General features: G+C 55.8%; 23 protein-coding genes. 9 read left to right on the top strand and 14 right to left on the bottom strand.

Going from position 1 to position 25214, the window contains the following annotated elements:
- Positions 1-18 precede the first annotated feature (18 nt).
- Complete coding sequence (locus ACFWYE_RS24095) at positions 19-534, top strand: GIY-YIG nuclease family protein (protein WP_379114795.1); 516 nt, start codon at positions 19-21, stop codon at positions 532-534.
- On the opposite strand, the gene ACFWYE_RS24090 is transcribed toward ACFWYE_RS24095, so the two are convergent.
- Together ACFWYE_RS24090 and ACFWYE_RS24085 are read right to left on the bottom strand one after the other, a co-directional pair.
- Entirely contained in the window at positions 531-3128 is a 2598-nt protein-coding gene (locus tag ACFWYE_RS24090) for a S8 family serine peptidase (RefSeq protein WP_379114793.1), read from the bottom strand. The two genes, ACFWYE_RS24095 and ACFWYE_RS24090, sit on opposite strands and share 4 nt — an antisense overlap.
- 15 nt (positions 3129-3143) lie before the next feature.
- The gene (locus ACFWYE_RS24085; protein WP_379114792.1) at positions 3144-4139 is read right to left on the bottom strand and encodes an AAA family ATPase; all 996 of its coding nucleotides are present in this window, start codon (positions 4137-4139) and stop codon (positions 3144-3146) included.
- Between the two features lie 797 nt (positions 4140-4936).
- On the opposite strand from ACFWYE_RS24085, the gene ACFWYE_RS24080 reads away from it, so the two are divergent.
- A complete protein-coding gene (locus ACFWYE_RS24080; RefSeq protein WP_379114791.1) occupies positions 4937-5425 on the top strand; it encodes a hypothetical protein in 489 nt (162 codons plus the stop codon).
- Between the two features lie 195 nt (positions 5426-5620).
- Here the strand turns inward: ACFWYE_RS24080 and ACFWYE_RS24075 are convergent, their stop codons facing one another.
- The 7 genes from ACFWYE_RS24075 to ACFWYE_RS24045 form a co-directional block, all read right to left on the bottom strand.
- On the bottom strand, positions 5621-6868 hold the full coding sequence (locus ACFWYE_RS24075) for a restriction endonuclease (RefSeq protein WP_379114790.1): 1248 nt from the start codon (positions 6866-6868) through the stop codon (positions 5621-5623).
- A 145-nt stretch (positions 6869-7013) separates the two neighbouring features.
- Positions 7014-7640, bottom strand: a complete 627-nt coding sequence (locus ACFWYE_RS24070) for a hypothetical protein (protein ID WP_379114789.1) — start codon at positions 7638-7640, stop codon at positions 7014-7016.
- Positions 7637-8905 carry an integrase arm-type DNA-binding domain-containing protein gene (locus ACFWYE_RS24065; protein WP_379114788.1) on the bottom strand — a complete coding sequence of 423 codons (1269 nt, stop codon included), beginning with the start codon at positions 8903-8905 and terminating at the stop codon, positions 7637-7639. The genes ACFWYE_RS24070 and ACFWYE_RS24065 overlap by 4 nt, the downstream gene beginning before the upstream one ends.
- Before the next feature lie 210 nt (positions 8906-9115).
- Positions 9116-10759: a recombinase family protein gene (locus tag ACFWYE_RS24060; protein WP_379114787.1), complete on the bottom strand. Its 1644-nt coding sequence runs from the start codon at positions 10757-10759 to the stop codon at positions 9116-9118.
- A gap of 21 nt (positions 10760-10780) precedes the next feature.
- Positions 10781-11035 carry a hypothetical protein gene (locus ACFWYE_RS24055; RefSeq protein ID WP_379114786.1) on the bottom strand — a complete coding sequence of 85 codons (255 nt, stop codon included), beginning with the start codon at positions 11033-11035 and terminating at the stop codon, positions 10781-10783.
- A 96-nt stretch (positions 11036-11131) separates the two neighbouring features.
- Positions 11132-11596, bottom strand: a complete 465-nt coding sequence (locus ACFWYE_RS24050) for a helix-turn-helix domain-containing protein (protein WP_379114785.1) — start codon at positions 11594-11596, stop codon at positions 11132-11134.
- A 4-nt stretch (positions 11597-11600) separates the two neighbouring features.
- Positions 11601-12275, bottom strand: a complete 675-nt coding sequence (locus tag ACFWYE_RS24045; protein WP_379114784.1) for a hypothetical protein — start codon at positions 12273-12275, stop codon at positions 11601-11603.
- On the opposite strand from ACFWYE_RS24045, the gene ACFWYE_RS24040 reads away from it, so the two are divergent.
- Together ACFWYE_RS24040 and ACFWYE_RS24035 are read left to right on the top strand one after the other, a co-directional pair.
- The gene (locus ACFWYE_RS24040; RefSeq protein ID WP_379114783.1) at positions 12274-12576 is read left to right on the top strand and encodes a hypothetical protein; all 303 of its coding nucleotides are present in this window, start codon (positions 12274-12276) and stop codon (positions 12574-12576) included. The genes ACFWYE_RS24045 and ACFWYE_RS24040 overlap by 2 nt on opposite strands.
- 322 nt (positions 12577-12898) lie before the next feature.
- Positions 12899-15556, top strand: a complete 2658-nt coding sequence (locus ACFWYE_RS24035; protein WP_379114782.1) for a hypothetical protein — start codon at positions 12899-12901, stop codon at positions 15554-15556.
- Between the two features lie 51 nt (positions 15557-15607).
- On the opposite strand, the gene ACFWYE_RS24030 is transcribed toward ACFWYE_RS24035, so the two are convergent.
- Entirely contained in the window at positions 15608-16678 is a 1071-nt protein-coding gene (locus ACFWYE_RS24030) for an acyltransferase family protein (RefSeq protein WP_379114781.1), read from the bottom strand.
- Between the two features lie 139 nt (positions 16679-16817).
- Positions 16818-17339, bottom strand: coding sequence for a hypothetical protein (locus ACFWYE_RS24025; RefSeq protein WP_379114780.1), 522 nt, complete (start codon positions 17337-17339; stop codon positions 16818-16820).
- 42 nt (positions 17340-17381) lie between these two features.
- On the opposite strand from ACFWYE_RS24025, the gene ACFWYE_RS24020 reads away from it, so the two are divergent.
- From ACFWYE_RS24020 to ACFWYE_RS24010, 3 genes are all read left to right on the top strand, one after another.
- The gene (locus tag ACFWYE_RS24020; protein ID WP_379114779.1) at positions 17382-18197 is read left to right on the top strand and encodes a hypothetical protein; all 816 of its coding nucleotides are present in this window, start codon (positions 17382-17384) and stop codon (positions 18195-18197) included.
- A gap of 2 nt (positions 18198-18199) precedes the next feature.
- Positions 18200-18508 carry a hypothetical protein gene (locus ACFWYE_RS24015; RefSeq protein WP_379114778.1) on the top strand — a complete coding sequence of 103 codons (309 nt, stop codon included), beginning with the start codon at positions 18200-18202 and terminating at the stop codon, positions 18506-18508.
- Between the two features lie 94 nt (positions 18509-18602).
- Positions 18603-19034 carry a hypothetical protein gene (locus ACFWYE_RS24010; protein ID WP_379114777.1) on the top strand — a complete coding sequence of 144 codons (432 nt, stop codon included), beginning with the start codon at positions 18603-18605 and terminating at the stop codon, positions 19032-19034.
- Between the two features lie 278 nt (positions 19035-19312).
- Here ACFWYE_RS24010 and ACFWYE_RS24005 read toward each other — a convergent pair whose 3' ends face one another.
- The gene (locus ACFWYE_RS24005; RefSeq protein WP_379114776.1) at positions 19313-19519 is read right to left on the bottom strand and encodes a hypothetical protein; all 207 of its coding nucleotides are present in this window, start codon (positions 19517-19519) and stop codon (positions 19313-19315) included.
- A 342-nt stretch (positions 19520-19861) separates the two neighbouring features.
- On the opposite strand from ACFWYE_RS24005, the gene ACFWYE_RS24000 reads away from it, so the two are divergent.
- Positions 19862-20128 carry a hypothetical protein gene (locus tag ACFWYE_RS24000; RefSeq protein WP_379114775.1) on the top strand — a complete coding sequence of 89 codons (267 nt, stop codon included), beginning with the start codon at positions 19862-19864 and terminating at the stop codon, positions 20126-20128.
- A 98-nt stretch (positions 20129-20226) separates the two neighbouring features.
- Here ACFWYE_RS24000 and ACFWYE_RS23995 read toward each other — a convergent pair whose 3' ends face one another.
- Both ACFWYE_RS23995 and ACFWYE_RS23990 read right to left on the bottom strand, forming a co-directional pair.
- Positions 20227-21129, bottom strand: a complete 903-nt coding sequence (locus ACFWYE_RS23995) for a hypothetical protein (RefSeq protein ID WP_379114774.1) — start codon at positions 21127-21129, stop codon at positions 20227-20229.
- Between the two features lie 251 nt (positions 21130-21380).
- The gene (locus ACFWYE_RS23990; protein WP_379114773.1) at positions 21381-21638 is read right to left on the bottom strand and encodes a hypothetical protein; all 258 of its coding nucleotides are present in this window, start codon (positions 21636-21638) and stop codon (positions 21381-21383) included.
- A 529-nt stretch (positions 21639-22167) separates the two neighbouring features.
- Here ACFWYE_RS23990 and ACFWYE_RS23985 point away from each other — a divergent pair.
- A partial coding sequence (locus tag ACFWYE_RS23985; RefSeq protein WP_379114772.1) for a toxin TcdB middle/N-terminal domain-containing protein occupies positions 22168-25214 on the top strand: 3047 nt, incomplete at its 3' end.

Raw genomic sequence — 25214 nt, 5'->3', positions numbered from 1 at the left:
ACTCCAGAGAGGGTATCGATGGCCGTCTATTTTCTTACCGAGCTCGACAACAGCCTTGCGGGCGAATTCCACGTCAAGATCGGACGCTCGAAGGCGCTTGAACGCCGGATAGCCAACCTGCAGACCGGAAACCCACGTGACATCGCCCTGATGGGGCATATTAAAACCGCCTCGATCGCCAGAGACCGGGCCATCGAACATCAATTGCATCGATTGTTCGAAGACAAGCGCGATGCGCGGGAATGGTTTTCCTTGTCGCCGGAGGATGTGATCTCAGCCCTGAAGCTTTTTTCCCCGACTGCCTATATTTCGGTGGGTCAGGACGCTTTCGAAATCGTCTCATACGACAGGGACGCGATCCCAGAATACGCCAGCCCGTGGCTTTGGGGTGACCTCGACCACCACGAGTTCTGCCCCAGTTGCGGCTGGGCCTGCGGCTGGACATACAGCGAGAACCATGGCGGTGAGGTGTGCCTCGAATGCGGGGCTTCCGAGCACCAATACGACTCAGCCGATATAGGGCTGCATGACTAGGGAACGGCCTCTACATCGACCGCCGCCTGTGCAGCCAGATATGCTGCAACCTCGGCGGCAACCTCGGCATAGAGATCGACGTTCTGTCCTTCGGCCGTGATAGAAATCGACAACGCATAGCGGGCCTTGTCCGTCATCCTCTTCTGCCCGGTGTGCGACTTCCACCAGCCGGATACCGGAAAGATGGCAATGTGGTCGTGGCTGGCAAGCTCTACCGCGTAGCCCCGCCAGAGATCGCAATGCAGTGAGCCGGCTTGGACGGCTTTGGGTCCCAGGAGCCAGTGACTTGTCTCAGCGATTTGCGCATCTTGGTTCTTGCCTGCGGCCTGGATGAGATCCTCGGCATGAGCCGGTTCTTCGGGGTAGCTTAGCCGGGTGCGGAATTCATCGTCGGTTTCCAGGCGCTTCTTGAGTTCGAAACGCAGGCCGAACGAACGATACGTGTCAGGCCGTGTCGCGGCGCGGCCGGAAAGGTTTGGCTCCACGAAGTAGGATAGTGTGACCTTCATCACCACGATGGAATTCTCAAGGGCCTGCAAAGTGGTGCGGGGCCAGGGCAAATCGTAGAAGTGCATCTCGTTGAAGACCGGCGTGCCTGCCTTCCCGATCGCGAAAGGCTGAATTTCCGCCTCGGCGATAAAAAACGCGTCATTGCGTGCAGACGCTATTGCACGAGTCAGATTGGGGACGCCAAAGCCGACATCGCGCAGCAGCCGCTGTTTGTCGCCTTTGTTTCCTGTCTTCCAATGGGCCCCTTTCCCGATCAGTTTCCGTCGGATGGGACCGGGCCATTCAGCCGACTGCACGACAAGTGCGCGGTATGTTTCTGGCCAAAGATCGGGTAAGGCTGCTTTGAGGCGCCCGACAAAGTTGCCGGCCATCGCGGTAGCAGCACTCGTGGCCCAGAACGGAACCAGGGGTTCGCCGTTCACGTCTGAACCTGCCCCCAGGAGCGATACCGCCGGATGCCAGTCACAGTGACCGGCAGGGTCGACCATCATGTTGCCGGCCTCGAACAACACCTCGGGCTTGAGAGGCGTCAGGTCTCCCGGCATGTCTTGAGAGCCGGTGCTGAAAGGGCTCTTGTCGTTGGCTGCAGCCAGAGGCGTCGAATTGCCGACAAGTTCAAATTTCGTGGTAAATCCGCCAATGGTAAGCGCGTTCCAGCTCTGAGCAGGATCCTCGATCTGGTGATGCTGTTCAACGACGGCGCGCGGCCCGCCGATCACGTTGCCGCCTGCGACCAGAAGCAGGCGCTTCGGATGGTCTTTTGCTTTGACGTCTCGGTCCTGCTCTGCCGGCATCGAACCTGAACTAATCTGATCGAGCGCCCCGCTCCAGGTGGAAGGCGCTTCGGATGGGAACAAAGTGGTGGAGGATGCAACGCAGAAACTGCGGGAGACATTTGGCCGCTCCAGTTCCGCAGTGGAGACTGCCGACTGCGTCACGACGCCGTAGGCAGACGGCCGGTTCTTCGGAAAGCCCTGAGGCGGAAGAAACTTAATAGACTCGACGTAATGCGTGAGAGCGACCGCTTGATTGTCGTTCATGCGCCAAAACAAGTCGCCATGCAAAACCATGCCTGCCATCGGGGTGCCATGACCGCCATGGGGATGGTGATCGTCGGTTCCCCAATGGGCATCCACCGACCATGCGCCAGCAATGCCCGGCGCGATCAGCGGATGCATGGCGGATACGCCGGAATCAATCACGCAGACCGTTGGCGCATGTTGCGGCGGCGCTTGCACCCGGCCCGCGAGATCTGCCACCCAGTCCTGCTGTCCCAACCCGGCGCCACCGAGTTCCAGGAAAGGCTCGACGCTGCCTTCCGCTTTGCGGACTTCCCATACAGCTCCGGGAACGCGCGCAAGGAATCCGGCCACGAGCGATGCGTTCCCATGAACGAACAGGACCTCGGCGTCGGGAAACGAAAGCCGCTCATGGTGGACCTCGAGGCCCGCTGCCGTTGCCGCTGCGCTGACAGCGTTTGTACGAGCCCCCGGTTTCGTTAGTGCAGGTTCGCGGACCCAAAGTTCCCACCATCGGCCTTCGGGAGCAGCAAAATTGACATTTCCGAAGAACAGGTTGCGTGCCTCTGCAGCACGAATGACCTCAATAGGTTCGAACTTCGGAACATCAGGTCGCTTCTTATTGCCAATATCCTCAGCGCCATAGGCCTCAATACGAGCGGCAAAGTAATCCCTGGCGTCATCGGGGATGAACAGAACAGACTTCTCGGTGCGATCCTCCTGGCGCTCCGATCGAAGGACCACGATGTCCTGCGTGGGATAATCCAGAGCCGGAGTCCTGCTCGCTCCTTGCCGTTCGCCGGCTGGCTCCATCGTTTCGATTTCGACGATGGTCCCTCGTTTCTGACCCGCGATCGTGAGGCGAGTGTCATTTGCAAAGTCCGGCACCGCACCGAGTGCCGCCGCCAGTTGCTGGATCAGCAACTGTGCGTGAGCAGGATAGTCATCCCTGCGAGGCTTGCGGTCCTGCACGCGATTTGGGAATTCATATTGTGCTTTGACACGGAATGGATCGATCCGGATATGCGCCAGATCATGCGCTGAAAAATCGTCGGCCCCCGCCATCAGTTCTCCAAATCACTAGCGTCCTGTGTGTAAGCGTCCTTTAAAAACCTGACGATCGTCGAGCGCCGAACGGAGCGCCTCGGCCGACAGGGTCTTTGAGCCTTCTAGAATTGCATCTTTGACAACTGTATCCGCAGCGCGGACAAGCTCTGCTTGGCTGAGACCTTTTGTGGCCGCTTCCACGTCCGTCCACACTCTCGCTGTTAGCTTCAGCCGCCCAAGCCGGCGCGACAATATCGCCTTTGCTGCGTCGCAATCGGGTACATCGTACTCCACGATCTCGTCGAAGCGGCGAGCCAGGGCGCGATCCAGGATTTCAGGGTGGTTCGTGGCGGCCACGACGAGGCTGTCACTGGCATTGGGCTCTTCCATGAACGTCAGGATCGAGTTGAGCACGCGTCGAATTTCCCCAACGTCATTTGCGTCGCTGCGGTGGGAGCCGACAGCATCAAACTCGTCCAGTAGATAGACGCCCCGTGTCTTTGCAACCTGGTCGAACAGCAACCGAAGCTTGCTCGCCGTTTCGCCGAAATATCGGCTGAACAGCGCGTCCAGGCGAATCGTGAACAGGGGAAGGTGAAGTTCTCCCGCAAGAGCGGCGGCGGTCATCGTCTTGCCTGTGCCGGGTGGCCCAACCAGAAGGATATGGGATGCAGGCACCTGGCCATGGTCGCGCAGCGTCGCACGCTCGGACTGCTGCCGCACCAACCGTTCGAGTCGCTTGCGTACTCCGTCAGCCAGAACCATGCTGCCCAGCCCGATCTTGGGGTACGAGCTCTGGACCAGTTCCAGAAGCTCGCCGCGCGGACGCGCCAGCGGGATGACGGATTGAGGCTTCAGTGCCTCACCGCGATTGCGCAACTGCTGCACGAGGCGCTTCAGCTTCTCCGCATCGATGGTATTGCCGCTACGGGCTTCCTTCGCCGCAACCTGGAGGGCGATTGCCAGGAACTGATCTTCATCGCCAGCCGCGTGGGAGTTCAGGAGTGCAATGAATTGTTTCGCCGACATCTGCGCCTCCCACCTTTGTTTGACGAACCACTGGCAAATCACCGCACATTCTACAACAAGTGATCATGCCGGACACAAGGTTCATAAACTATTTTACTTTGCGTGCTCGAACACAGTTTTCCCGGCTTCGGGGAGTACCCGTCGCTGATTGCCGGCTCGTGCTGCGCGGTCTGCATTCAGCGCCCGGCCTACGGCCTGCGACACTCTCACCTTCGCTGAGATTTGTCTGCTGCTGCCACCCAATGATGAGTTGCCCGCGATCTCTTCGACATGCGCGGCGAGATCGGTCGCTACGAACGACATTAGCGGTCGCGCGCCCAGCTTCCACCTGGTTTAAGCCAGACACCTGCCGCTCAAACATTCGATTTCGTGTAGGTTGCAAAGTTGTGAATTTAGCAAAACTGACGCTCGTCGCGATCGGATTCCACCAGTTTCAGAGAATTTAGAAAAAGCTTAGATAGGTCAGTATCTCTGTCTTGTTTCGAACGGGTAGTAGAACCTATCTGCATTGCTTTCAAGAGAGAGAGTAATGGCTCAATACAAGTATGGACAATATCTCCACCAAAAGAACCATCCCGCTTATGATGTAGAGTACACGCCAGGGACGATCCCTGCTGACTCGGGTATCTACCGTTGCAAGAACTGCGGAGATGAGATTGCGGCAAACAAGGGGAATCCGTTGCCGCCTCAAAACCATCATCAGCATAATCCTCCTGCCCCTATTCGATGGAAGCTGTTGGTCTTTGCTCAACAAAAGAACTAGCTTAAACCAGCTTGGGGCGTTGGGATTTCGATATATGAGTGACTTAGAACTAAAAAAATTTCATTCCTTTCTTGAGGGATTGATCGAAGATACGCCTGTCGACCAACGCTTCTCGGTCGACAAAGTTATCGCCATGATCTTGTCCCTTCATTCTGAGCGCCTGGAAAAGGTTCAGGGATACGTCAATGATCTGGGCCTTCGGGCACTGATCCGAAATAACTGTCGTGCCAAAACTCGCTCGGTAAACCTTGGTCCCGATCTGTTTGGCCAGTATCGCATCGGAAAGCTCGTTTCTGTGCCTTACCTCAATGAAAACGGGAAGTTGCGCTGGGATAAGAAAAGGCGTGGCGAGCTTTCTTTCGATGAGCTCGATGAGGTTCGCAAGCGATTGACGAACCGACCAGTCCGACAATCCAAGGAACAACGTGATTTTGACAGTATCGCGGAAAGGACAGACCCGTACCGGAACAAGGCAAAGAATATCGGTGAGGCTCTAAAGATGGCGGAGCAAGAGGGTCGATAGATTTGGCTGTCCAAGCGAAATCGTAGATCCTTCTCGTAGGTTATCATTTTCTCATCTGACTGCCGCTCAGATTCGTTATGGATTTGGTCACGGGAGGTTGTCTGGAGATGTGAGCGCGCTGATGTGCTTGAAGCCCTAGGCGGTTCTATGGCTTTCCATTTAAAAGAAAACGAAAACCGGCCTGAGCTGCGTGCCTCACTCATAGAAAGAGCTCGTGTCCGCGGTGACCGCTAGAAGATAAGTGCCATTGGCATCTATGTGTCCCGAGGCGCGACCGGGAAATGACATCGAGTGTCCTGTTTCTCCATCATACTCCAAATCAACTTCAATCGTGATTGTCGCGTGGAACTCAATTGCGCATTGCTTAGCATTGGGCGTCAGTTCAACACTCTCAGTGTAGACGTCACTGATCGTTGTGTGTGATGACAGCGAGTCGAGATCGCTCCAAGCTTCATATTTCCCCGGGTCCGCCGTGTAATCCTCGCTTATGAATACGCTGATTTCCTGGGCATAGAGGTGATGAAGGTCCTCTCTTGTCAGGTGGAGTGCCAACGCAACCTGCTCATCGTTCGCCGGCTCATAGTTGTCGACATAGAACATATAAGAAAACAGGGACCTTCCGCTTGGATCCCCGACCTTAATTTGAGCATAACAAAGCGCACGTGCATGTTCAGGCCTGAATGATACCAACGTTGTCAGCATGGCCTCGAAGGCATCAAATTCAATCTCGCCATTTCTCAACACATTCGTTGCTTCGACTGGGTCGTTTTTCTCGAGTAATGCCTCAATAGCGCGATTTATCGTCTCTGCGCTCTGATGATCATGCGGCCAAATCAACTCCCCCGTGAGCCACGTTTCGTCTGCGTTGTAGGTCCCTATAACTGTTGTGATTTTTTTATAGACCGGCACGGGCACCAGAGCTCGCAATGAGTCCAGTATTTGTGGCAGGCTGCTCAGGCGCCCCAGCGCGGCGTAGCTTGTTGGTAGATATCGTTTGACGAGATGGGTATTTTCTTCGCGAAGAAGCAGGCTTTCCAGCTCGTGCCGATCCCATACGACTGCTTCAATTTCTCCTCGTTTATGGAGCGCGTCGAGCATGGCTTTGAGGCCGCTGCTAGCGGTTGTCGTCGTCGCAAGTAGGTAACCGCCGGCTTCGTGTTGTTTCATCTTGTCGGTGACAGAACCAGCATCTTGCTCCGTGACCGAACGGCCTGAATTGGCGAGATCCTTACAACTGACGAGCCATCGTATTTCGTATGTACCAAGCACACCTTTTCTATTTTCCGTGAACAGCAGATCGCGTCCTTGATCAGCGCCGCGACCAGACCATTCTGGATTGAGGCCAAGGCTTTTCCCAAGCTCGCGAATTAGCCCTTCGAAATTCTCACCGGCTGGCGATTTGGCGCGGGAGGGCGCCAGTTCCTTGAAGTCTAAAATGGGCATTTTGCGCTGCCTGATGCCGCTATCACTCGAATATCGAGTACCAATGTCATGTCGGCAAAATCACCTTTAAAAGCAGTTCAAGGAGGTTTTGGTGCAGTGCGATCAAATGCCATCCAACCGACTCTGCGGAAACGCATATTGGCCGCTAGCTAAATATAGGAGTGTCCCAATCGAATTCCGAAAAAATCTTGTGCGCGATGAAGTTCATGAGAGCGAGACCCGCTGTCATAAACTTGGCGGTTCGATCGTAGGTGAATGGCGCCGAAATCTGATGTTTGTTGCCATGAGCTATATTGTTTCGAAGCTGCGCATACCCGCGGGCGAGGACGAGTTCCCAGGAATCAACAGGTTGATTATCGCAATCCCATTTCAAGCCGCCTTCCGGCTTCAAGACCAAATACTGAGGCACGGACTCCACGAAGATCGCAAAATCAGATTTGGAAAAGTTGAATGAAGCAAATGGAAAGTCTCTCTCCACGAGTTGCGCCAAGCGGGTCCAATTGACGCCAGCTACAACCTTGAGTCCGCGGACTTCCTTTGTCAGTGCAAGGGAATTTGCTCGGTTTACGAGAAAGAACTCAAACTTTGACGCTTTGAGCATGAAATTGGCTATCTCATCCTCCATGTTGCCCGTTACCTCCGAGGACAATTGCCCCACTTTAGCTTGAGAGATTCCAGAGAAATGTAGCGTTTGATGAAGAATACTGGTGGAGTGAGGAAAGATGGTTCGCAGACCACCCTTCGAGAATTTCAAAGGCGTGTCGCTATTCAAGCCGCCCTTGCGAAAGCCGGTTTACTAATGACAAACTCTAGTTTCGAACATCGAAACCAAGTTGTGTCTGCACCATCATCGCTGCCTGAAGCCGCATCGATAATGATCTTTGAAATTCGTTCCTGCTGCTTGCGCAGGTGATCCCCAAGTAATCCATCGCGTGTGATGTATCCGGCGTTCACGCCTGGTAGTGAGTGGTTCATAAGAAGGTGAACATCCAGCTGGGAGACCCCGGCTGATTGGGCAAGCGTCCGATACGTTTGCCGTAGTTCGTTGCCCCACTTCGATAAGTCGCGCCGGTCTTCCTTGTGCTCCACCAAATGCCCTGAAGTACTATCGGCCGGGAAGAGCCAGGATTCAGCCTGGTTTGGATAGGCAACGCGGCCAATACGGAGGGCCCGAATAATGCAGCGTATCATTGGTCGCGACAATGGAATGTCGAATGCCCTTTCTTCCCCGCCTTTGGGTTTGGGGATGTGGAGCACCCGCCTCCGGAAATCGACATGTTCAGGCCGGACGTGCTTGAGAGCAGTTGGCCGCGAGCCGCTCAGCAACGTTAGCAGGTGAAATTCGCGGCGCACAATGTTACTCAATCCAGAAAGTTCAGCGAACCATGCTGCCAATGGGCCTGCGCCCATCCCAGTTTCACGTCGATGCTCTTTATTCCAGTCCACGGCAATTACCGGATTTGCTCTTGGAAGATCGAGATGGCTTTTGCATGCGTGGTTGTAGACCGCTCGTAAACTGCGCATCGCGCCATTCGCAATATATGCCCCGTGCTCTCTAGTTATCTTCTCGTGCCGCTCCACAACGAGATTCGGTTGGCGGCCGAGCCGGGCCAGGGGTTTGTCGAGCCAATCTGCAAACAGCCGATCCATGTGGTCGCGATAGTTCTCGATCGTTCCTGCGCTGCGCCCTTTGCGCACCATGTGCCCCTCGCGATAGCGTTCCCAGGCGGTGCGCAGCGATAAGGCGCCACGCTTTATCGAACTCTCGTCGTCAGGACGCTCGCCACGAGCAATCTTCGCCAGGATTTCCTTCGCCTTGCTGCGAGCATCGCGAGAGGTCATATCGCCTGCTTCGCCAATCTTCTTTCGAGTGGCAAATTCCCGCATGCCGTTACGCCAAAAAGAGGCTTGAGCAGCAAAGGTCTTGGTCCGTCTCCCGATCACGACAACGAAGCCCTTTAGCTCCGTGTCATTGACCCTGTATTGACCAGCAGATGCAAACGGAAGCTTCGCTAGAGCTTTGTCCGTGATGAGCATTGATCGCTCTGCCATGATCACAACCTAGAAATTAGTCTGCGATTAGTCTGCGAAAGTTACGTTCAGAAGTTTGGAGGGTCTGGGTACGAGAATGCACGCTGCAATACGAACATTATATTAAAATCAGTAAGTTATGTCAATAGAAAGCGAGAGTCTTCTGACTGTGGCGCAGACGAGAAGATCCAAGGAAGCATACTACGAATCTGGGGGTCAGGAGTTCGAATCTCTTCGGGCGCGCCACTTCAGAACAGAACTATGAACGCCGAATTCCGCCGATTTTTCGCTGGGCGCAGCGATAAGCGTTCGCAGAAGTTCTGATTTCGATCCTTTGATTCGAACTTCCGTATCTGCGACTTCAACGCATTGCGCCAGCGCGCGCAGGTACTCCCGTCGATAGCCGCCGCCTTCAAACCGTAGGGCGTCGCGGGCGGCTCGTGTGAAGCTCTCCAGCATGTCCGGCGTAATTGCCTGCCGGCTCGCGCCTTCAAGTGCAGCCCGGGTACGCTCCGCATCTGCCGTGGCTTGATCACGGATCCCCCTGAGACCAGCTATGCGCTCTCTCAGCGCTGCATCGTTCAGGTCAGCCACGCCGGTCTCGATCGCATCGTAAAGTCGATTGAGCCGCTGGTCGGTCTCCGTGATGCGTCGGTTGAGTTCGGCGAGATGCTCACGGCGACGTTCAGTCCGCTCCTGACGGCGATCAAGCAAGCTGGCAAGGATGGCTCTCAGGCGATCTGGCTGGAGCAGGCGCTTCTCCATGTGGCTCACGACCAGATCGTCAAGCTTGCTCATCGGGATTGTACGACCCTCACACCCGGTTTTGCCCTGCCGCGCCCTGGTCGAGCAGGTGTAATAGCGATATGTGCTGCCCGAATTGCCTCTGCCGGTGCGCAATGTCATGGAGCCTCCGCACTTTGCGCAGAAGCAGATACCGGTCAGCAGCGTCGGACCACTGGTGACGCGAGCGGGCACAAATTTTGGGTTACGGGATTTCAGTCGCGCCTGCGCGGCATCGAAGATCGCGCGCTCGATAAGCGGCGGCACGGCCATGACCGAAACTTCGCTGTCAGGCTTCTTGATCCGATCCTTATGCGAGCGCGTGTTGAACCGGTGTTCGCCGATATAGGTCGTTCGGGTAAGGATGGCGTGGATTTGGGCGAGGCCCCATCGCCCGCCGTCGCGCGTGAAGATGTGTCTCTCGTTGAGATAGCAACTGATGGTTTTGACACCCAGCGGGCCTGACCTGCCATCGCCCTTCAGGAACAACCGATAGATCAGCCGCACGGTGTCGGCGTGCAGGGGATCGATCTCCAGCTTCTTCTTTGTCTTGGATCCCCGCTGTTCGGCCGCAACGATGCGATACCCAATGGGTGGTAGAGCCCCGTTCCAAAAGCCCTGCCGGGCGTTCTCGTTCATGGCGCGCAGGACGTGCTTGGCGTTCTCCTTCGACTGATATTCGTCGAACAGTGCCATGATCTGGCGCATCATGACGTGCATGGGATCGTCACCCATCTCCTGCGTGATGGAGACGAGCTTGATACCGTTCTTGGCCAACTTCCTGACGTAGAATTCCAGCTCGAAATGATCGCGGAAGAAGCGGGAGAAGCTGTGTACCACAACAGTATCGAATGGCACCGGTTTGGAGGTGCCGGCTTCGATCATTCGCTGGAATTCAGGGCGGCGGTCGTTGGTGGCGGATGCACCTGCCTCGACATAGGTCTCGACAAGCTTGTAGCCTCGTGCCTCGCACCAAGCCTCCCCTTGCTTGCGCTGGTCGGGAATGGAGACATCATGCTCTGCCTGCCGCGCCGTCGAGACGCGCAGATAGAGGGCGGCGCGCTGCGGCATGGTCATGAGGTATTGCTCCTTCTTACTTCATGAGATGGTCTTGAAGAATTCGTCAAACAGGCCGCCGAGCCACGCCTCGAACAGGTCAATCTCTGCTTTGGAGACCGGCAGAGGAGTTGGCCACTCGTCGGTGACGGTCCATGTCTCAGGCGTGAACTTTGGTGGACGTCCAGTGGGCGGCAGGGAACGGACTTCAGCATAGGAGTAGAGGTCCTTTGGCAACGCACCGACCCCAGGCCGCTCGCGACGTTTGGGGGTGCGATTGACGTGCCGCTTGGACATACACCAAGGATCGACCGCACGTCGAAAATCGCCAAGGGCGCATATGCCGCCAGTAACCGTCTTTTACCGTGTTGTCGGGAAAGCCCGTCCACGTTCCTAGCCTGCGTGTGATCCTCGGCGTGTGTCGTCTCTGATTTCTTCCCCCAACGTAGAAATCAGGGACGACACGCGATTGCGCACGCGCGGGGGAAGCTGCATCAGCCCTTCGATAAGTCGCCTGCCTTCCGCGCTGGCGATGAATTCCAGGCGTTCGTCGACCGGCAGGACCGAAGTCGAGGCTTCGTCATTGCCCGGCAACCCCTCGAAGAAGCGGCTGACGGGAACATCCAGTGAGCGGGCGATTTCGTAGAGCATGGAAGCGCTGACGCGGTTGCGCGCGTTTTCATACTTCTGGAGCTGTTGAAAGCTGATGCCTATCGAGCGGGCCAACTGCGCCTGCGAGATGTCCGAATGCACACGCACAGCTGCGATCTGCCTGCCGACATGCTGGTCGGCAGGATGTGGATTGCCCTCACCCTTGGGTGGCACACCGGTTTGAAAGCGATCGAAACGTTCCAGCAAGGCTTCACCTGCTTCGAGAGTTCTGCTGCTTTTTTGATTTTAGGGTGGTCGCAATGTCTACGCCATGAAGGCGGGCGAGATCGTCCCGCAGGGCGCGGATGTGTGGCCACGGAAAATCCTCAGGGTCTTCCCTGTGTTCTGCCTCGCACATGATGACCGAAAACTTGGCTAGCACGCCTTGGATTGTTACGGCGGGCGATAGGAGCAGATCGCTCAGAAGAGCCTGTTCGACAGCTTCCGATTCCCGGATCATCCCGTCCATTCTCGAATAGCCGATCTGGTCATCCAAGGCATCCCAGCGGGCTTGATGTTCGTCCAACTCCACACGTGCCCGATCGCGGATGGCTCCCCCCTCAGCCCGCCCGACGTCAGGCAAGTCTTCGGCCGAATGGATTTTCCCTTCGCTCCCATTGGTGAGGCTTGGTCGTGCATTGGGAAAGCCGATGACTCTGACAAGCTCTGCCTCCAGCGCTCCATGCTTGCGACAGAGCGCCAGTGTATGGTTGCGAGCCTCCTGCCACTCCTCGCACAGCCGAAGTGTGGGGTCTTCGTGCGAAGCCTTGCTCGACTGGCTCTGCCGCGTCGAGACCTCAAATGGCCGCGTCGAGCGTGCCGAAGCAGCAGTCAATCGCCTGCGCGTGACGGACGGCAAAGTCGTGCTATTGTCGGAATCAGTCATGATCCGAGCTCCAAGCAGCTTGGGCGTGGTTAGGCAGGTCGCGGCGTTGCTGCGCCAAGACCTGCCGTGCACTTGCAAAGCACTTGCATTGCACGTGCGCATTTATGCACGGCCGTATTGGAAATTCAAGCGCCGAATGGAAATGACAAAGAAGCCGTTCACCACACGTTTAGATCCCGCGATCTTGGAGTTGGCGCAGAAACTTGCCGAGATCGATCGACGCTCGATAACGGCCGTAATCGAAATCGCACTCATCGAGTATGCTGAGCGTCGCGGGATTAAGTCGACAAAGGGCGAGTGAGCCAAACGGCGGCCCCCTAGCCACAGGGCATTCGTCCCCGCGGATATTTCCCATATTACTACGCCGCCAATCGCCGACGGGTGACGGCGGCCAGCGTCGTCTGGCACGTCGGTCGGCGGGCGCGTGACAGAAGAAACGCTATAGGCCGCCGCGCAAACGACCCGTCTCACTTGCTGGATGTCTTCTCCATCCAGCACGTGGGTTGGTAGACCTGTTTTCCAGGTCAGGACGGCGTGCCGCCATCCAACGGCACAGCAAGCCCGCCATCGGCCTGATCAGACTGAAGCCGATCGATTCATAGAAGACAATCTGGAGCACTTGAATGACCGTCTTTACCAAGCTCGGTGTGGACATCAATGCGCCGACCACTGCGGCTGGCCTGCCTCGCGGCGCGGACATGCTGGAGGAAATGGTCTGGAAAACGGAGGTCGAGCGTGTCATCGACAGCGCCTTCGTCACAGGTTCGAGCGTCATCTTCTCGAGCAAGTCGGCCCTGGACTCCAGCCTGGATTACCCAGCAACGACGCTCGCCTGGGTCGTTGGTGACCCCACGGCTGCCAACAATGGCATCTATCAGAAGATTGGCGCGGCCGGGACCGGCTCATGGACCAGGCGGGCGGACCTTCCTTACAGCTTCATTCGTGCGGTGAATGCCGGAATCGGCACCGCAAACGCAATTGTTGCGCTATCCTCATTGCCGATTCCGAGCGCCGACGCCGCCGCGCTGGTTTCGTTCAACGTCACCGCCGCCAACACCGGATCCGCAACCATCGCCTTCAACGGCGGCCCGGTTCTGACGCTGAAAACCAGTGGCGGCTCCAACCTCGGTGCCGGCGCGCTTCAACCCGGCATGGTGGTTTGGGGGACGAAAGAAGGGGCCAATTTCCGGCTGCTTTCCGACCCGGCAACGACCGCGATCCTGACCCAGGTACTTGCCGCTCAGGCTGCGGCCGAGTTGGCGCGGGATCAGGCGCAAGCCTCGGCATCGTCAGTGCAGATCACAGAGTTCGCGACCTTGGCGGCAGCACAGGCTTATGCGCCGATCAGTGCCCCGGTTTACATCCGAACTGCCTTCCGGGACACGGATCAGGTCGCTCGCTCGGGTGCAAAATTCAAGAAAAATGGGACGACTAGCGGCGATCTCGTGATCACTCTGGCAAACGGGACCACGCAAGTTGGTTACAGCTTCGCTGACGACGTAATTAGCGCGACGGCGATGGGGATGAAGCCGACAAACACTGCGGCTGCAAACATGTCGGCGCTTAAGGATGCGATTGCGCGGACGCCCACGAAGGGATCCTTACTCATCGCAGAGGCTGGGGCTATTTTCAACATTGACACCGGCGGCGGGCTATCTGCTGCTGCTGTAATTGATCGAAAGATGACCATCTTGTGTGATGGGCATCTCAAAATGACGGCTGCATCCTATGCTCCAAATCCTGCCTACATGTTCAAGATTACCGCTGCTGACGTCACGTTCGTCCATAGCGGCACGCTTGAAGGCGGTGGTGCAATTATCGTTGCACCACCCTCCAGCAGTACGTCGCAAATGCCCGGACTCATCTACGTCGATAATGTTGCAGGTTTTAGCTTTAGTGGTGGCCAAATTCTAAGACAACCATGCACCGGGTTCATGCTTGCTGGAGCAAATTGTACGAGAGCTCGGATCAAGGATGTGGATTTTGTCGGCGGTCCCGATAGTTTCCATTTCAGCGTATTGCGCACCGACTATCTGACGCCGGATCCAGCTTATGTCGGCTCCGCCCATTTTGGAATCGTAGCTAGCGGTGGAGGGCATCACGACTTTGCTGGGTTGCGCTTCCTCCAAGATCTCGTGGGAGGCGGGCGAACAATCAATGGCATCTTCACCTCAGGTTGCTACGGCAACGCGAACTACTGCACGGTAAGAGGATGCCGAGCATACAAATTATGGGAGAAGCTCTTTTACGGCTACGGAAATGGCCATGAGGCGAGTGGCAACTTTGGTTTTGGGGATTACGGCACTGCTGACACCGAGTTCATTCGCATTTGGGGCTCAGATGGCCGTGTTTTCAGCAACTTCACGGAATTGTGGCGGGGGGCTGTACAAGTTCTGGATGGCAACAGAAGCAAGATTTTTAGCAATGCCTTCACTCGGATCAGAGCGACGGGTATCAACGTACAGGACTATGAACCGGGATATCTCGGTGGGGTGGACCAAAACGAAGTTTACGATAATACCCTTACATGGGATGGCTCTGCCCCCGAGCGGCGCTTTGCGGTGCGCTATACTAATGTGAAGCGGGACAACAGCGTCGTTAATAACATCACGGGTGGTGTCGTTCGTAACAACATCGTCAACGGATTTGGCAACGCAGGCAATGGCGCCCAGGAATTGGAGTTCGCTATCCAATTTGAGAGCGGTTCACCATACAACGCTATCGCTTGCGTGATTGATGATAACTACCTAACGAGTTGCCCCAACGGTATTAAGCTGGGCAGACAGGTATCCCCATCCATCAAAAAGAACATTATTAATGCAGGTACCTTCTTGGGTATCCATATATCGGGGGGAATCCATTTTGATGCGGCGCTGAATACTGGCATTAACCCAGGATCGTACTTCCTTTCACTGGACGGCGGGGCGATGCCTGCGGGAGGGAGATTCTTGCATAATAAGTGCACGGGCGCAGCGAATACCGGTATTCGAAACCACACTACCTTTGGCGCTAACAACGTAGCCACCGAAGGTAACTCCTGGACCAATATGCCGCTAAATGGGCTGATCACTCTATCAGTTGCGGTGACCACAACAGCTACGCATGGCGGTATTGCCCCTCACGCATTCATTGGTCTCGACCCTGTGAATGATGCGTTCGGTGCCTTGCTGGCGAACCCCGGCCTTCGTGCATCTCCCAGCGGGTCCGATGTGGCCGTGCGCATGGTTAATGGCGTTGCTGCTGCTGGCGGTGAACAAGGGCGTTACCGGACCTATCAATGAAGTCGAACAAGTCGGCCGGGATGTTGCTCCGACGACCGTCCATAAGCAATCCTACTGCAGAGGTATGCTCGTTGGTGGAAGTCGACCTACGTTTGCCATTGTGGCAAGCCATCGCCGTCCGATGTTGCTTATTGGAACCTCAAATAAGAAGAAAGAGGCTGTTGCGATTGGTAACGTCAGCACTGCGCCGATAGCAGGATCCAAGGGGAATCCCGGGAATGGGCGATACGGACCGTTTCCCGTCAGTAGACCCTGCCACATGTAAAGGCCGTAGCTGATTTGACCGATGAAAAACAGCGGCTTCCAATCGAGAGATTGAACAACCCGATTGCTCTGGTTCAAATAAATCCAGGCGATGATACCGGCTATGCCGAGCGTGCTTGCAATCTCCACCAAAGGCTGAGGCGGCACAAACAGCGGCAACGCTATGAGGATCGCAGAAGAAGCCAGGGCAGCGCCGCTGCCGAGGAGTTTCCGCCTATCTTCTGACACCAGCAATGCAAGGAGCGAGCCGGTCGAGATTGGGTAGATGGCCGGAATAGTCCAGAGCGAAGTGCTGAATTTCGCGCTTAGGTGCCCGAAATCCCGGTCAAGAAACGCGTAGCAGATCAGTAAAAACGCAATGCAAACCCCTATGAGCGCGGTCTTTCGGTCTACGAACCACGCAAAAATCAGAGGCCAGAACAGGTAGTATTGTTCCTCAACAGCCAGGCTCCAGAGATGGCTCAGATAGTTGACGTTGTGCCTTTGGGGAACAAAATTGTAAGCGAGGAATGTGCCGAAGGCCATGCCATTCCAACTCGGCTCAGCGATGCCGAGCAAGACAAGCACTATGGCGATGGCAATAATCAGGTAGTACAGCGGCAAAATACGAAACGCGCGTTTCGTAATGAAAGATCGTATGTCGATCCGGCCGGTTCTTTCGGCCTCCTTTATGAGAATCGTTGTGATCAGGAAGCCTGATAACACGAAGAACGTCTTCACTCCGTACTTGGCGTTGAAGACAGTGAAAAATGTAACGAGGTAGGGGCTCGTCGCTGCTTCGGTAATGCCGATGTGCGAAACGATCACAAGTAGTACCGAGAAGGCGCGCAGCGCGTGGAAACCTCGGATGTGCTGCAAGGCCGCGCCCCTCTTTAGCAGACTCTCCCGATAGCGTCCCAATCACCTTGGTGCAAGAAGCTTCCTTCTGAAAAGAAAAATCCAATGGACCGTCTGCGTTTCTACGCGACATTGCGCCAACGCACGTCCGGCGTTTTCGCTACCTCCGTCCCGGCGCCATCGACGAGGGAAACTCTAGAATGACCGCCTTGTCTCCTCTGAGGATTTCAACCGGGAGATCGTTGTCAGTGTTGGGCACCAAAAGATTGCAATTGCCGCATTGGAAGTATCTTCCAGTTTGGCCCTCGGCTAACGTGACTTCGATATCAAAGCCGTCTCGCGCTGGTTTGTAGTGGACGGCGTAATCCTTGTCGTTGCACCACTTGTCTTGATCGCAAGCCAGATAAACTAAGCAGGTCTCCATGGAGCAGAACATATTGTTGTTCATGCTCTTTATTGCCGTTCGGAGCCTTCTTGCAACGCAGGCGCGGAATTCGTCTGTGGTGATGGTTGCCTGGTAGCAAGCGTTCCTGACTCCGGGAATTGTGAAAAGAGGCTTGCTGTGAGCCAGAGCTGGCATCGCTGAGCCAAGAAAGATCAGGACTACCATTCCTAGTTGCACGGCGATCTCTCGACTCATTTTGAGGCTGTAGCGATCGCCTACCGCAAATGTGTGCGGCACTCCATCGCTCAAATGAACTAAGCCCTGAAAGGACACATCAGTATGACGAACGCACCTACGGGAGCGGGCGACCGCTATTACGTCTACCGCCCCATGCTCGACCTGATAGGCAAGTCCGAAGGCACCGACAAGGGCAGAGGGTACAACGAAACCCTTGGCTACGGTGCCTATACCGGCGGCGACGTGGACCTCGTCGGCATGACGCTCGACCAGATCGACACGCTGCAGACGAAGATGCTGGCCAACAGGAAGAACAAGCTGAAGTCTTCGGCGCTCGGCCGGTACCAGATCATCCGCACCACGCTCCGAACCATGCGCCAGCAGCTCGGACTCACCGGTCGCGAGAAGTTCGACGCTGAGATGCAGGACCGGCTGGCGTGCTACCTGCTTGGCCAGCGCGGTATCGATAAGTGGTTGGCTGGCCGACTGAAGCTGGAGACGTTGATCGACAACCTCTCAATGGAATGGGCAAGTCTGCCCAAGGTCAGCGGCAAAGGTCATTACGAAGGCCAGAACGCCGGCGTCTCTGTGTCTCAGGTCAAGTCAGCGCTCGCTGAGGTCGCGCGCCGACATGCTGAGGGCCAGCCGAAAGTCGTTGAGAAGGTTCCGGTCACGGTGGAAACGCCTGTGGTTCCTGAAACCCTCGACAAGGAAGTCAAGAAGAAGACCAGCCTGTGGGGCTGGCTCACGACCGTCTTCGGCAGCGGTGGTGTCGGCGTAGCCGGTCTCCTCGGCGCCGACTGGCAGACCATCCTGGCGATCGGCGGCGTCGCGTTGGTTGTGCTCCTGATCGTCATCGTTCTTCGTCGGCAGATCATCGGCGCGGTTCAGGACATCCGCGGCGCGGTCGAAGGCTGACCATGTGGGCCTTCTTCACCTCCAAGATCGGCGTCTACGCCGTCTGTGGGCTGACGATCACCGCCTTCCTCTGTTGGACCCACTACGAAATGTACGAGACCGGGCGCCGCTATGAGCGCCAGGCTGTGCTCGAAGCAACCCTCAACGCCTTCAGGGACCGCGCCAATGAAAACGCCGCTGTTGAAGCTCTCGATCCTGTCCGCCTTTGCGTCGAGCTTGGCGGCTTGCGCGACGAATGCGCCGCCGAGTTGCGCCGGCTGGCAGAAGATAGACGTCCTGGCGCCGACGGCGATCTATCTCGCGGGCAATGACGTGAAGGCGGGGCAAGGCATCGCCTCGCACAACAAACACGGCCGGAACGCCGGATGCTGGAAATAGCAAGACAGGGCATGGGGGCGGATGACGGTGAGCGACATGAACACGTCTGAGAAGATCGTAAACAGCGTGATCATCACGGCAATAGCGAGGGTCGCAATGGTTTTGGCGCTGCCCGTGATCTATGCGGTCTTTCAACTCTATTCGAGCCAGCAAGCGGCCACACTCGACCGAATGAAGATGGACCTGACGGGACAGATCCTCGCTGCTCAAGCGGTAGCGTCCAGCGCGCAATCCTCCGCCTCCGACGCCTCCACTGCTACCGTCGCACTGTCCACCCGCCTGACAGCAGTCGAGACCAAGCAGTCGGAGGCGGCTACATCGAATGAGAAATTCCAGGCCGCTACCTTGAATCGCCTCGATCGCGTTCAGGACAGTATCGTAGGCCTATCGAACACAGTGGCGGCTCTGACAGCCACGTTGCAAACAATTGTCGACGACAAGCGTCGCCAGCCGCCGTAGCCGGATCAAAATTCCTAATCAGAACAATGATGCATGCCCCGTTGGCTTCGGCCGGCGGGGCTCTTTTCTGGTATGTGTGTCATGCATATGCCTGGAAGGTATCGCCAAGATGGCAATGCCCGAGCGCGCCAGATGGCGCTATCGGGAGCCCGTTTCATGTCGCGTTTATGTTGCACTCCTGTTTAGTCCCACTCGAAGAAATACCAGCAGAGTGTCCATACCGCCGAGGCGAAGCCCCACGTCGAGAATGGTAAGATAAAGAGCAAGAGCCAATAGAACTAATCGAAGGTTGACCGTAGTTCGCGTCTACGGAACGCCTGGATGAGACTGTGCAACGCTACGACGGTGACGATCGCGGCAAGCGCGGCCACGAGTATGAACCAAGCCACCGACCAGCCGTCCATGTTTCGCGAGTAGACCGTATCCGCCGTCGCCGCCAGCAAGAAGGCCAGCGCAACGAGCAGCACGACGATTGTCCGTTTCATAAAGCCCACCTTAGCCGAACGCCGCTTCGACAGCAGCCATTTCGGAAGCATCATCTGTGCGCGGAAACAGTTGCGAATAGGTGTCCGTGGTCAAGGCAATCGTGCTGTGACCTAGACGTCATCCGTACGCGTCAACTCGGCGGAAGGCCGCATCTCTGCCTGTTTAAACACCAACTTGGTCTTGGGCTCAGTGACAACCAGATCAATTGAGGTGCACACTGCTACGATTCCGCAGCTGTAAGAAGTCGTCAGGTTGGCCAGGCTGCCGATTTCTGCGTTTGCCAGAAGAATTGCAGCACTAGGCGGACAGGGTATCTTCTACACGCTCATGGGGAGATCGACATGTCGGTGGAATGCTACGTAACGGTGTTAAACGATAACGGACAACGTTCGCCAGGTTCGACCCCGGTGTTCACGTTTTTGCAGGTGCCGCGGATCGGAGAGTCTATCGCTCTTGTCTTGAGTGGGCAGCCTGATGACGATGGTGTCTACTATGCCGATCGATATCGCGTGCAGGATGTTCTCCACAGTGCGGCCATCGATCCAATGCCAGCAAGCATCAGTGTTCTTGTTACGCTTGAGCAATCCCGTCACGAAAGCGAGGACTGATTTCCCTACCGCTGAGCTTCGGCTGGGTGGGCTTTTTGGCGTTTGAAAGCTGGCAGAAACGAAAACCCCGGCCGGAGCCGGGGCTATGGCTGGGTGGTTCACTTTGCAGGCAATGCCTTTTGCTTAAATGCTTCAATTGCCCTAGTCGCGACAGATGGCTTGACCTTCCCAAGTTTCGCTTGACCCTGTAAATAATCGGGCAAATGGATGTCTAGATAAGTCTCGCGAAACCACTTTCGGAACTCACCCAGGGCATCATCTGGATAGCACCAAGGACTTTGGGGGTTTGACGCCGCCTGTGGGAAGTAAACTGGGTAGTCATGCGAATACGGCTTCCTAACACCGTACAGCACTTCCAGATTGTTCGAGGTCCAATGTTTTCCCCACCGTTGGCCGACGCTAATGTCAGGAACAATGTGGGGTCCTACGTCGATTCCGGAGTTGATCATCGGAACGATCATCCCAGCTATCTCTTGGTAAATGCTGAAGAATCCGGAAGGGACAGCGTTCGCCACTAGGCTGACGCGATCATGAAACTGTTGCCATGCGAGGCTGACTTTGCCGTCCGGATTGTACCCCACTTGGGCATAGACAAAATCGGTGAAGCCCTTCTTTGCCAAAGTGCGATAGCTATTGAGTGCATGCGCATTGCCTGCTCCAGTCTCAAACGCATAGTACTCCAACGTGGCCATGCAGACATGAGCGGGAATTGCGTGATGGATAGTTCCGTTCTTCTTCACAGCGTGAAAGAACACGGTGTCATTGAAGCCCTGCGCTCTGATCAGGTCGCGTATCTTCTGTTCTCGGGCTTTTGTTGCCGGCATTCCCCAATCGCTAGTGAGCTTCACCAAAGTGGTGTGGTCGATTCCGCACATCCGAGCGAGGCCGCGCAGCGTGAGAAAAGGGGTGCCGTCACCCAGAACTCCCATTCCAACGCCGTCAATTTCTGCCTCGACTACAATTTCTAAGTCGAAAGACAGTTGATGGGGGGTGGTGGTCAAATCGGTATTCTGAGACATTTTTTCTAGCCTTTTCAATCTGTTGATGTGGTGGTCAACTTGGCTAGAAATCTCTCCCAAAGAGACTATCTTTGAGGTGTGCAGAGTGGTGATCTACCCAAGTTGTCGATCCGCTCGCAAAAGCCGCTTTCCTTGGCCGGGGGCGGCTTTTTGTTTGGATCAATCACAACTTAGTCGAAAGACCGTGAAACTTCCAGTTGAGTGCGGTGCAAATCGATGCATTTTGCACCGGATCAACTCGGGCTATGGGGGATGATTGGTTGGAGGATCTGCTCGATACGAGCCTGATGTGTGGCGTCATCATCTTGACCTGACGCATTGTCGAAACACGCTTTCGCTATTTCAGCGAACAGATCGGGATTAGCTGCGATCTCGTCTTCGACAACGGCTAAGGTCTCCTGGCGGAGGTCATCGCCAACGTTTTCCCACTTCGCGCCGCCTGCCTCATGGAATGCCCGAGCGATTGTTTCGATCGTTCTGTCCCACACCACAGGACGCCTCCATGGCTTTCATAGAGAAAGCGGCCGGCTGCGTGTATTACTTCACCCAAAGGAGGAGAAACCAGCCGACGGCAGCGCCGAAGATCTTAGCTCCAGAAATTGCTGGCCGCCAACACCGCGAGGGCAATCACGCACCCGGCGAAATAAATCAGGCCGATCCAGACAATGACTTTCCTCATTTTGGGGGCCTCCGAGATGTGAGTTCTCGGACGCGTCGATATCAGTCACAAACACGGTTGGCGACTCGGCGCGGTCTGCTTAGATCGTCCGTATGAAAGCCACTGTCGATCCCGAAGCTCGAACGTTCACTTTGTCCGCAGGCGAGTGGACCGGCACCTATCCGATTTCGCAATATGAACAGTGGGTGAGGTTCTATCAGGGCCAGCAGGAGCGCTTAGCTCTCGTCCCATTTGGGAAGTAGTACTCCAGAGTTGTGGATATTCTTGCTGGGCCAACGACTCCGTCATTTTCACGCATAGCGCCATGGGTAGCTTTTACGCAACCGGACACGGAGGGGCTGATGAGTCGGTTGCTGCTTGGTGTGGCGTTTGTCGTCGCAGGGGTTCTTGGTACAGGCAATCCCGGTCCTGCAGGCTGGTCCGGTGACGGACAGGCCTTTGCTCAATCCACTCAGTCTGGAACAGCCAGTGGGAGTTCCACGACCCAGGGCAGCACCGACTTCGGTAATGGCGGTGCTGGTTTCGGTGGCAAGCCTGTCGATGGCAAGCCGAATGGCGCTGCTTCGACATCCGCCAAGGATGAGAGCAGCGGCATAGCGAAGCCAAACAGCCAGGGTGATGCCAAGGGGACCGCCTCTCAGGATCGCGATCCGGATGCAGCCGCCAAGATCGGCAATGGTTCGACCAAAACGGCTGACGAGAAGGACAAAGGCAGCAACAAGGATGCCGCCAAGGCCAAGGCGGAACAGAAGGCGGCTCCTGAGGCAGCGGCGATGGCAGCCGCCCCCGGCTCTACTGAGCGAGATCCTCTCGGCGCTCCCGCCAAGGTTTCACTACCGTCAGTGAAGGGGCCAGGCGACCTTTCTTACTCGGTAGGTATCGATGTCCCGGCCTTCCGCGGCCTCGAGCCGAAACTGTCACTGACCTACGATTCCTCGCGCAAGACGAAGCTTGGCGGACTCTATCAGGGCTGGCTAGGCTACGGCTGGGGGCTGGATGGTATCGATGTCATCGAGCGGGCAAGTCCGGGTTATGGCATGCCGGCTTTCGACAGCTCCGATGTGTTCCTGCTCAATGGCATGCCGTTGGTTGCTTGCGGCTCGATCTCGTCCCCATCGTGCACGACTGGTGGAACGCATGCCACGGAGAATGAATCCTATCGGCGCATCAAGCAGCTTGGTTCGCAATACTCCACGTATTGGGAGGTTACGGACCGAGATGGAACGGTCTCGACCTTTCGTTCCATTGTCGCGATCTGGGGCAGCGCGCCAACCAACAACCTCGGCTATTCCTATCGCTGGTTGCTGACCTCAGTTCGGGATGTCCACGGCAATACGGTCAGCTACGGCTACACCTGTTCGGACACGCCGGTCTGTCATCCCGAAACGATTTCCTACAACGGCACGACCATCACCTTTTACCGTGAGTCACGACCCGATCCCATCCTGATGGGCAACGGTGAGGGCATTTCACTGGTGACTACCCGGATCAAGTCGATCGTGATCCGGGTCTCAGGTCAAATTCGGAACGCTTATGCGCTGACCTATGATCAGGCGCCATTTTCCGACGCATCGCGCCTCACCAAAATAGGCCTCTACGGTTCGGATGCAGCGATTGACAGCAGTGGTGTGGTGACTGGTTCGACTTTCAAGCGCATCGCCGAGATGAGCTATCAAAACGCGAGCCTGTCATACGTTGATCGAACCGCTCCGAATACGACTGATCCGATTGGTATCGTATCCGATGAAAACAGAGATGGAAAAGACGAACTCGTAGCGCGCACACTTACGTATAATTATGCTTTTGTGCCCTCGCGTTGGAATTTTAAAGATCAGTACTTCTCGATTGATGGGGCAAACAGTGTTTATGCTGGTGTGTTGAACAGCATTGAAACTCAATACAAGGGGCACTTCGGCGCATCTCCCGAAGAGATTTATGGATATTGGCAAGCAATACCTTATTCGAGTCCGCGCAGCGTTTATGTTAATACGTCCAAGCAAGACAAAAATTTGACCGGAACAAGAAATGTAAGTTCTTCCGATCAATCGAATATTGCATCAATGTTTAATTTATACCACGATGACCAACTTAAGAACCGTCCATTTATTGTAGATTGGGACGGGGATGGGATCGATAGTATCGCCTATTATGATGGCACGTTTGATGAGAGCGACATTCGAGGAGTTGTTGATTTTTGGGGAAATGGCAAGAATCAACCAGCGATTGAACATGGTGGTCAAATTTATCTTGGCGGTAAGTTAAGGTCAGGAACCGATGCAACTCCGATATCTGGAAGCTCTTGGTGTGGGGAGAGAACCTCGAGCAAGGGGAATGGTTGCCATTTTGCCGACGTTAATGGCGATGGTGCGACTGATATAATCAGGGTAGTCGGGTCGCAATCATCCGTTCAAGTGGACATTTTTGTTTCAACCGGAAATTCTGTCAGAAACATCTTTTCCGGTGCCGTGCCGCTAAACTCAGGATATCGCGTAGATATCGCCGATGTCGACGGAGACGGGAAAGCTGATTTTCTAATAGGCGAACCCAACGTGCAAGTCGCGTCGTTGCGATTTGGCAGTATTGTTACCGTCTCAAACTTGTCGACCGGCTCTGTAAAGTTTGACGATCTCAGCACGTTGTACGGCATGTCTGTCGTTGGGGATGTCAACGGAGACGGCCTGGCAGATATCGTCAAGTCGGATCAAAGCGTCCTCCTTTCAGATATAGGTGGGGCTAGTCCAAATCTATTGCGGACTGTCTTCACCGAATTGGGAGGGGCGATTGCAGTTGAATATACGCCCTCGACGCGCTGGCAGAATACCTATTTGCCGAACGTCGTGCATGCGGTGACAAAGCTGTCAGTTGGAGATGGCCGCGGCCAGCTTGCCGTCACTGATTACAGCTATTCCGGCGGCAAGTACGATCCGGTCGCGCGGCGCTTCCTCGGCTTTGCCAATGTTGTTGAAACAAAGCCGTTGGCCAATGGCGAGATTAACCGCCCGACTGTCGAGACGACCTACCGCCAGGATCTGGCCAGCTATGGCCTGCCGTCGCTGGCCGTCTACAAGGACGGTTCCGGCGTCGAGCGTAAACGTGTCACAGAGGCCTACACTGTCAACGTCGTAACCAAACCCTACTGGGTCCAGAACACCGGCACGACGACCACCGAAACGGATGGTCCCATCGCGTTGACCCGCACGCTCGATCGTATCTTCGATGCATGGGGCAACATCACCGAGATCAAAGACTACGGCCGCAACGACATGAGTGGGGACGAGGCCTGGACAGTCTACGCCTACGCGCCGACACTTAGCTCCTACATCGTCTCCAAGTCGCGCTATGAGGCGATCCGGGATTCTTTTGATCCCAACGCGTTCCCGATCAAATA

The organism is Mesorhizobium sp. NPDC059025 (genome assembly GCF_042739655.1).
Lineage (GTDB): Bacteria > Pseudomonadota > Alphaproteobacteria > Rhizobiales > Rhizobiaceae > Mesorhizobium.
The sequence above is the reverse complement of the archived record's forward strand: the minus strand, read 5'-3'. Positions and strand labels throughout refer to the sequence as shown.

Bases quoted from the DNA above. Each gene is read 5' to 3' on its own strand.
- ACFWYE_RS24020 (WP_379114779.1), top strand. From the start codon at position 17,382: ATGACGAACGCACCTACGGGAGCGGGCGACCGCTATTACGTCTACCGC.
- ACFWYE_RS24040 (WP_379114783.1), top strand. From the start codon at position 12,274: ATGATCCGAGCTCCAAGCAGCTTGGGCGTGGTTAGGCAGGTCGCGGCG.
- ACFWYE_RS24055 (WP_379114786.1), bottom strand. From the start codon at position 11,035: ATGTCCAAGCGGCACGTCAATCGCACCCCCAAACGTCGCGAGCGGCCT.
- ACFWYE_RS24000 (WP_379114775.1), top strand. From the start codon at position 19,862: ATGTCGGTGGAATGCTACGTAACGGTGTTAAACGATAACGGACAACGT.
- ACFWYE_RS24015 (WP_379114778.1), top strand. From the start codon at position 18,200: ATGTGGGCCTTCTTCACCTCCAAGATCGGCGTCTACGCCGTCTGTGGG.
- ACFWYE_RS24090 (WP_379114793.1), bottom strand. From the start codon at position 3,128: ATGGCGGGGGCCGACGATTTTTCAGCGCATGATCTGGCGCATATCCGG.
- ACFWYE_RS24085 (WP_379114792.1), bottom strand. From the start codon at position 4,139: ATGTCGGCGAAACAATTCATTGCACTCCTGAACTCCCACGCGGCTGGC.
- ACFWYE_RS24065 (WP_379114788.1), bottom strand. From the start codon at position 8,905: ATGCTCATCACGGACAAAGCTCTAGCGAAGCTTCCGTTTGCATCTGCT.
- ACFWYE_RS24060 (WP_379114787.1), bottom strand. From the start codon at position 10,759: ATGACCATGCCGCAGCGCGCCGCCCTCTATCTGCGCGTCTCGACGGCG.
- ACFWYE_RS24045 (WP_379114784.1), bottom strand. From the start codon at position 12,275: ATGACTGATTCCGACAATAGCACGACTTTGCCGTCCGTCACGCGCAGG.
- ACFWYE_RS24005 (WP_379114776.1), bottom strand. From the start codon at position 19,519: ATGAAACGGACAATCGTCGTGCTGCTCGTTGCGCTGGCCTTCTTGCTG.
- ACFWYE_RS24080 (WP_379114791.1), top strand. From the start codon at position 4,937: ATGAGTGACTTAGAACTAAAAAAATTTCATTCCTTTCTTGAGGGATTG.
- ACFWYE_RS24095 (WP_379114795.1), top strand. From the start codon at position 19: ATGGCCGTCTATTTTCTTACCGAGCTCGACAACAGCCTTGCGGGCGAA.
- ACFWYE_RS24075 (WP_379114790.1), bottom strand. From the start codon at position 6,868: ATGCCCATTTTAGACTTCAAGGAACTGGCGCCCTCCCGCGCCAAATCG.
- ACFWYE_RS24035 (WP_379114782.1), top strand. From the start codon at position 12,899: ATGACCGTCTTTACCAAGCTCGGTGTGGACATCAATGCGCCGACCACT.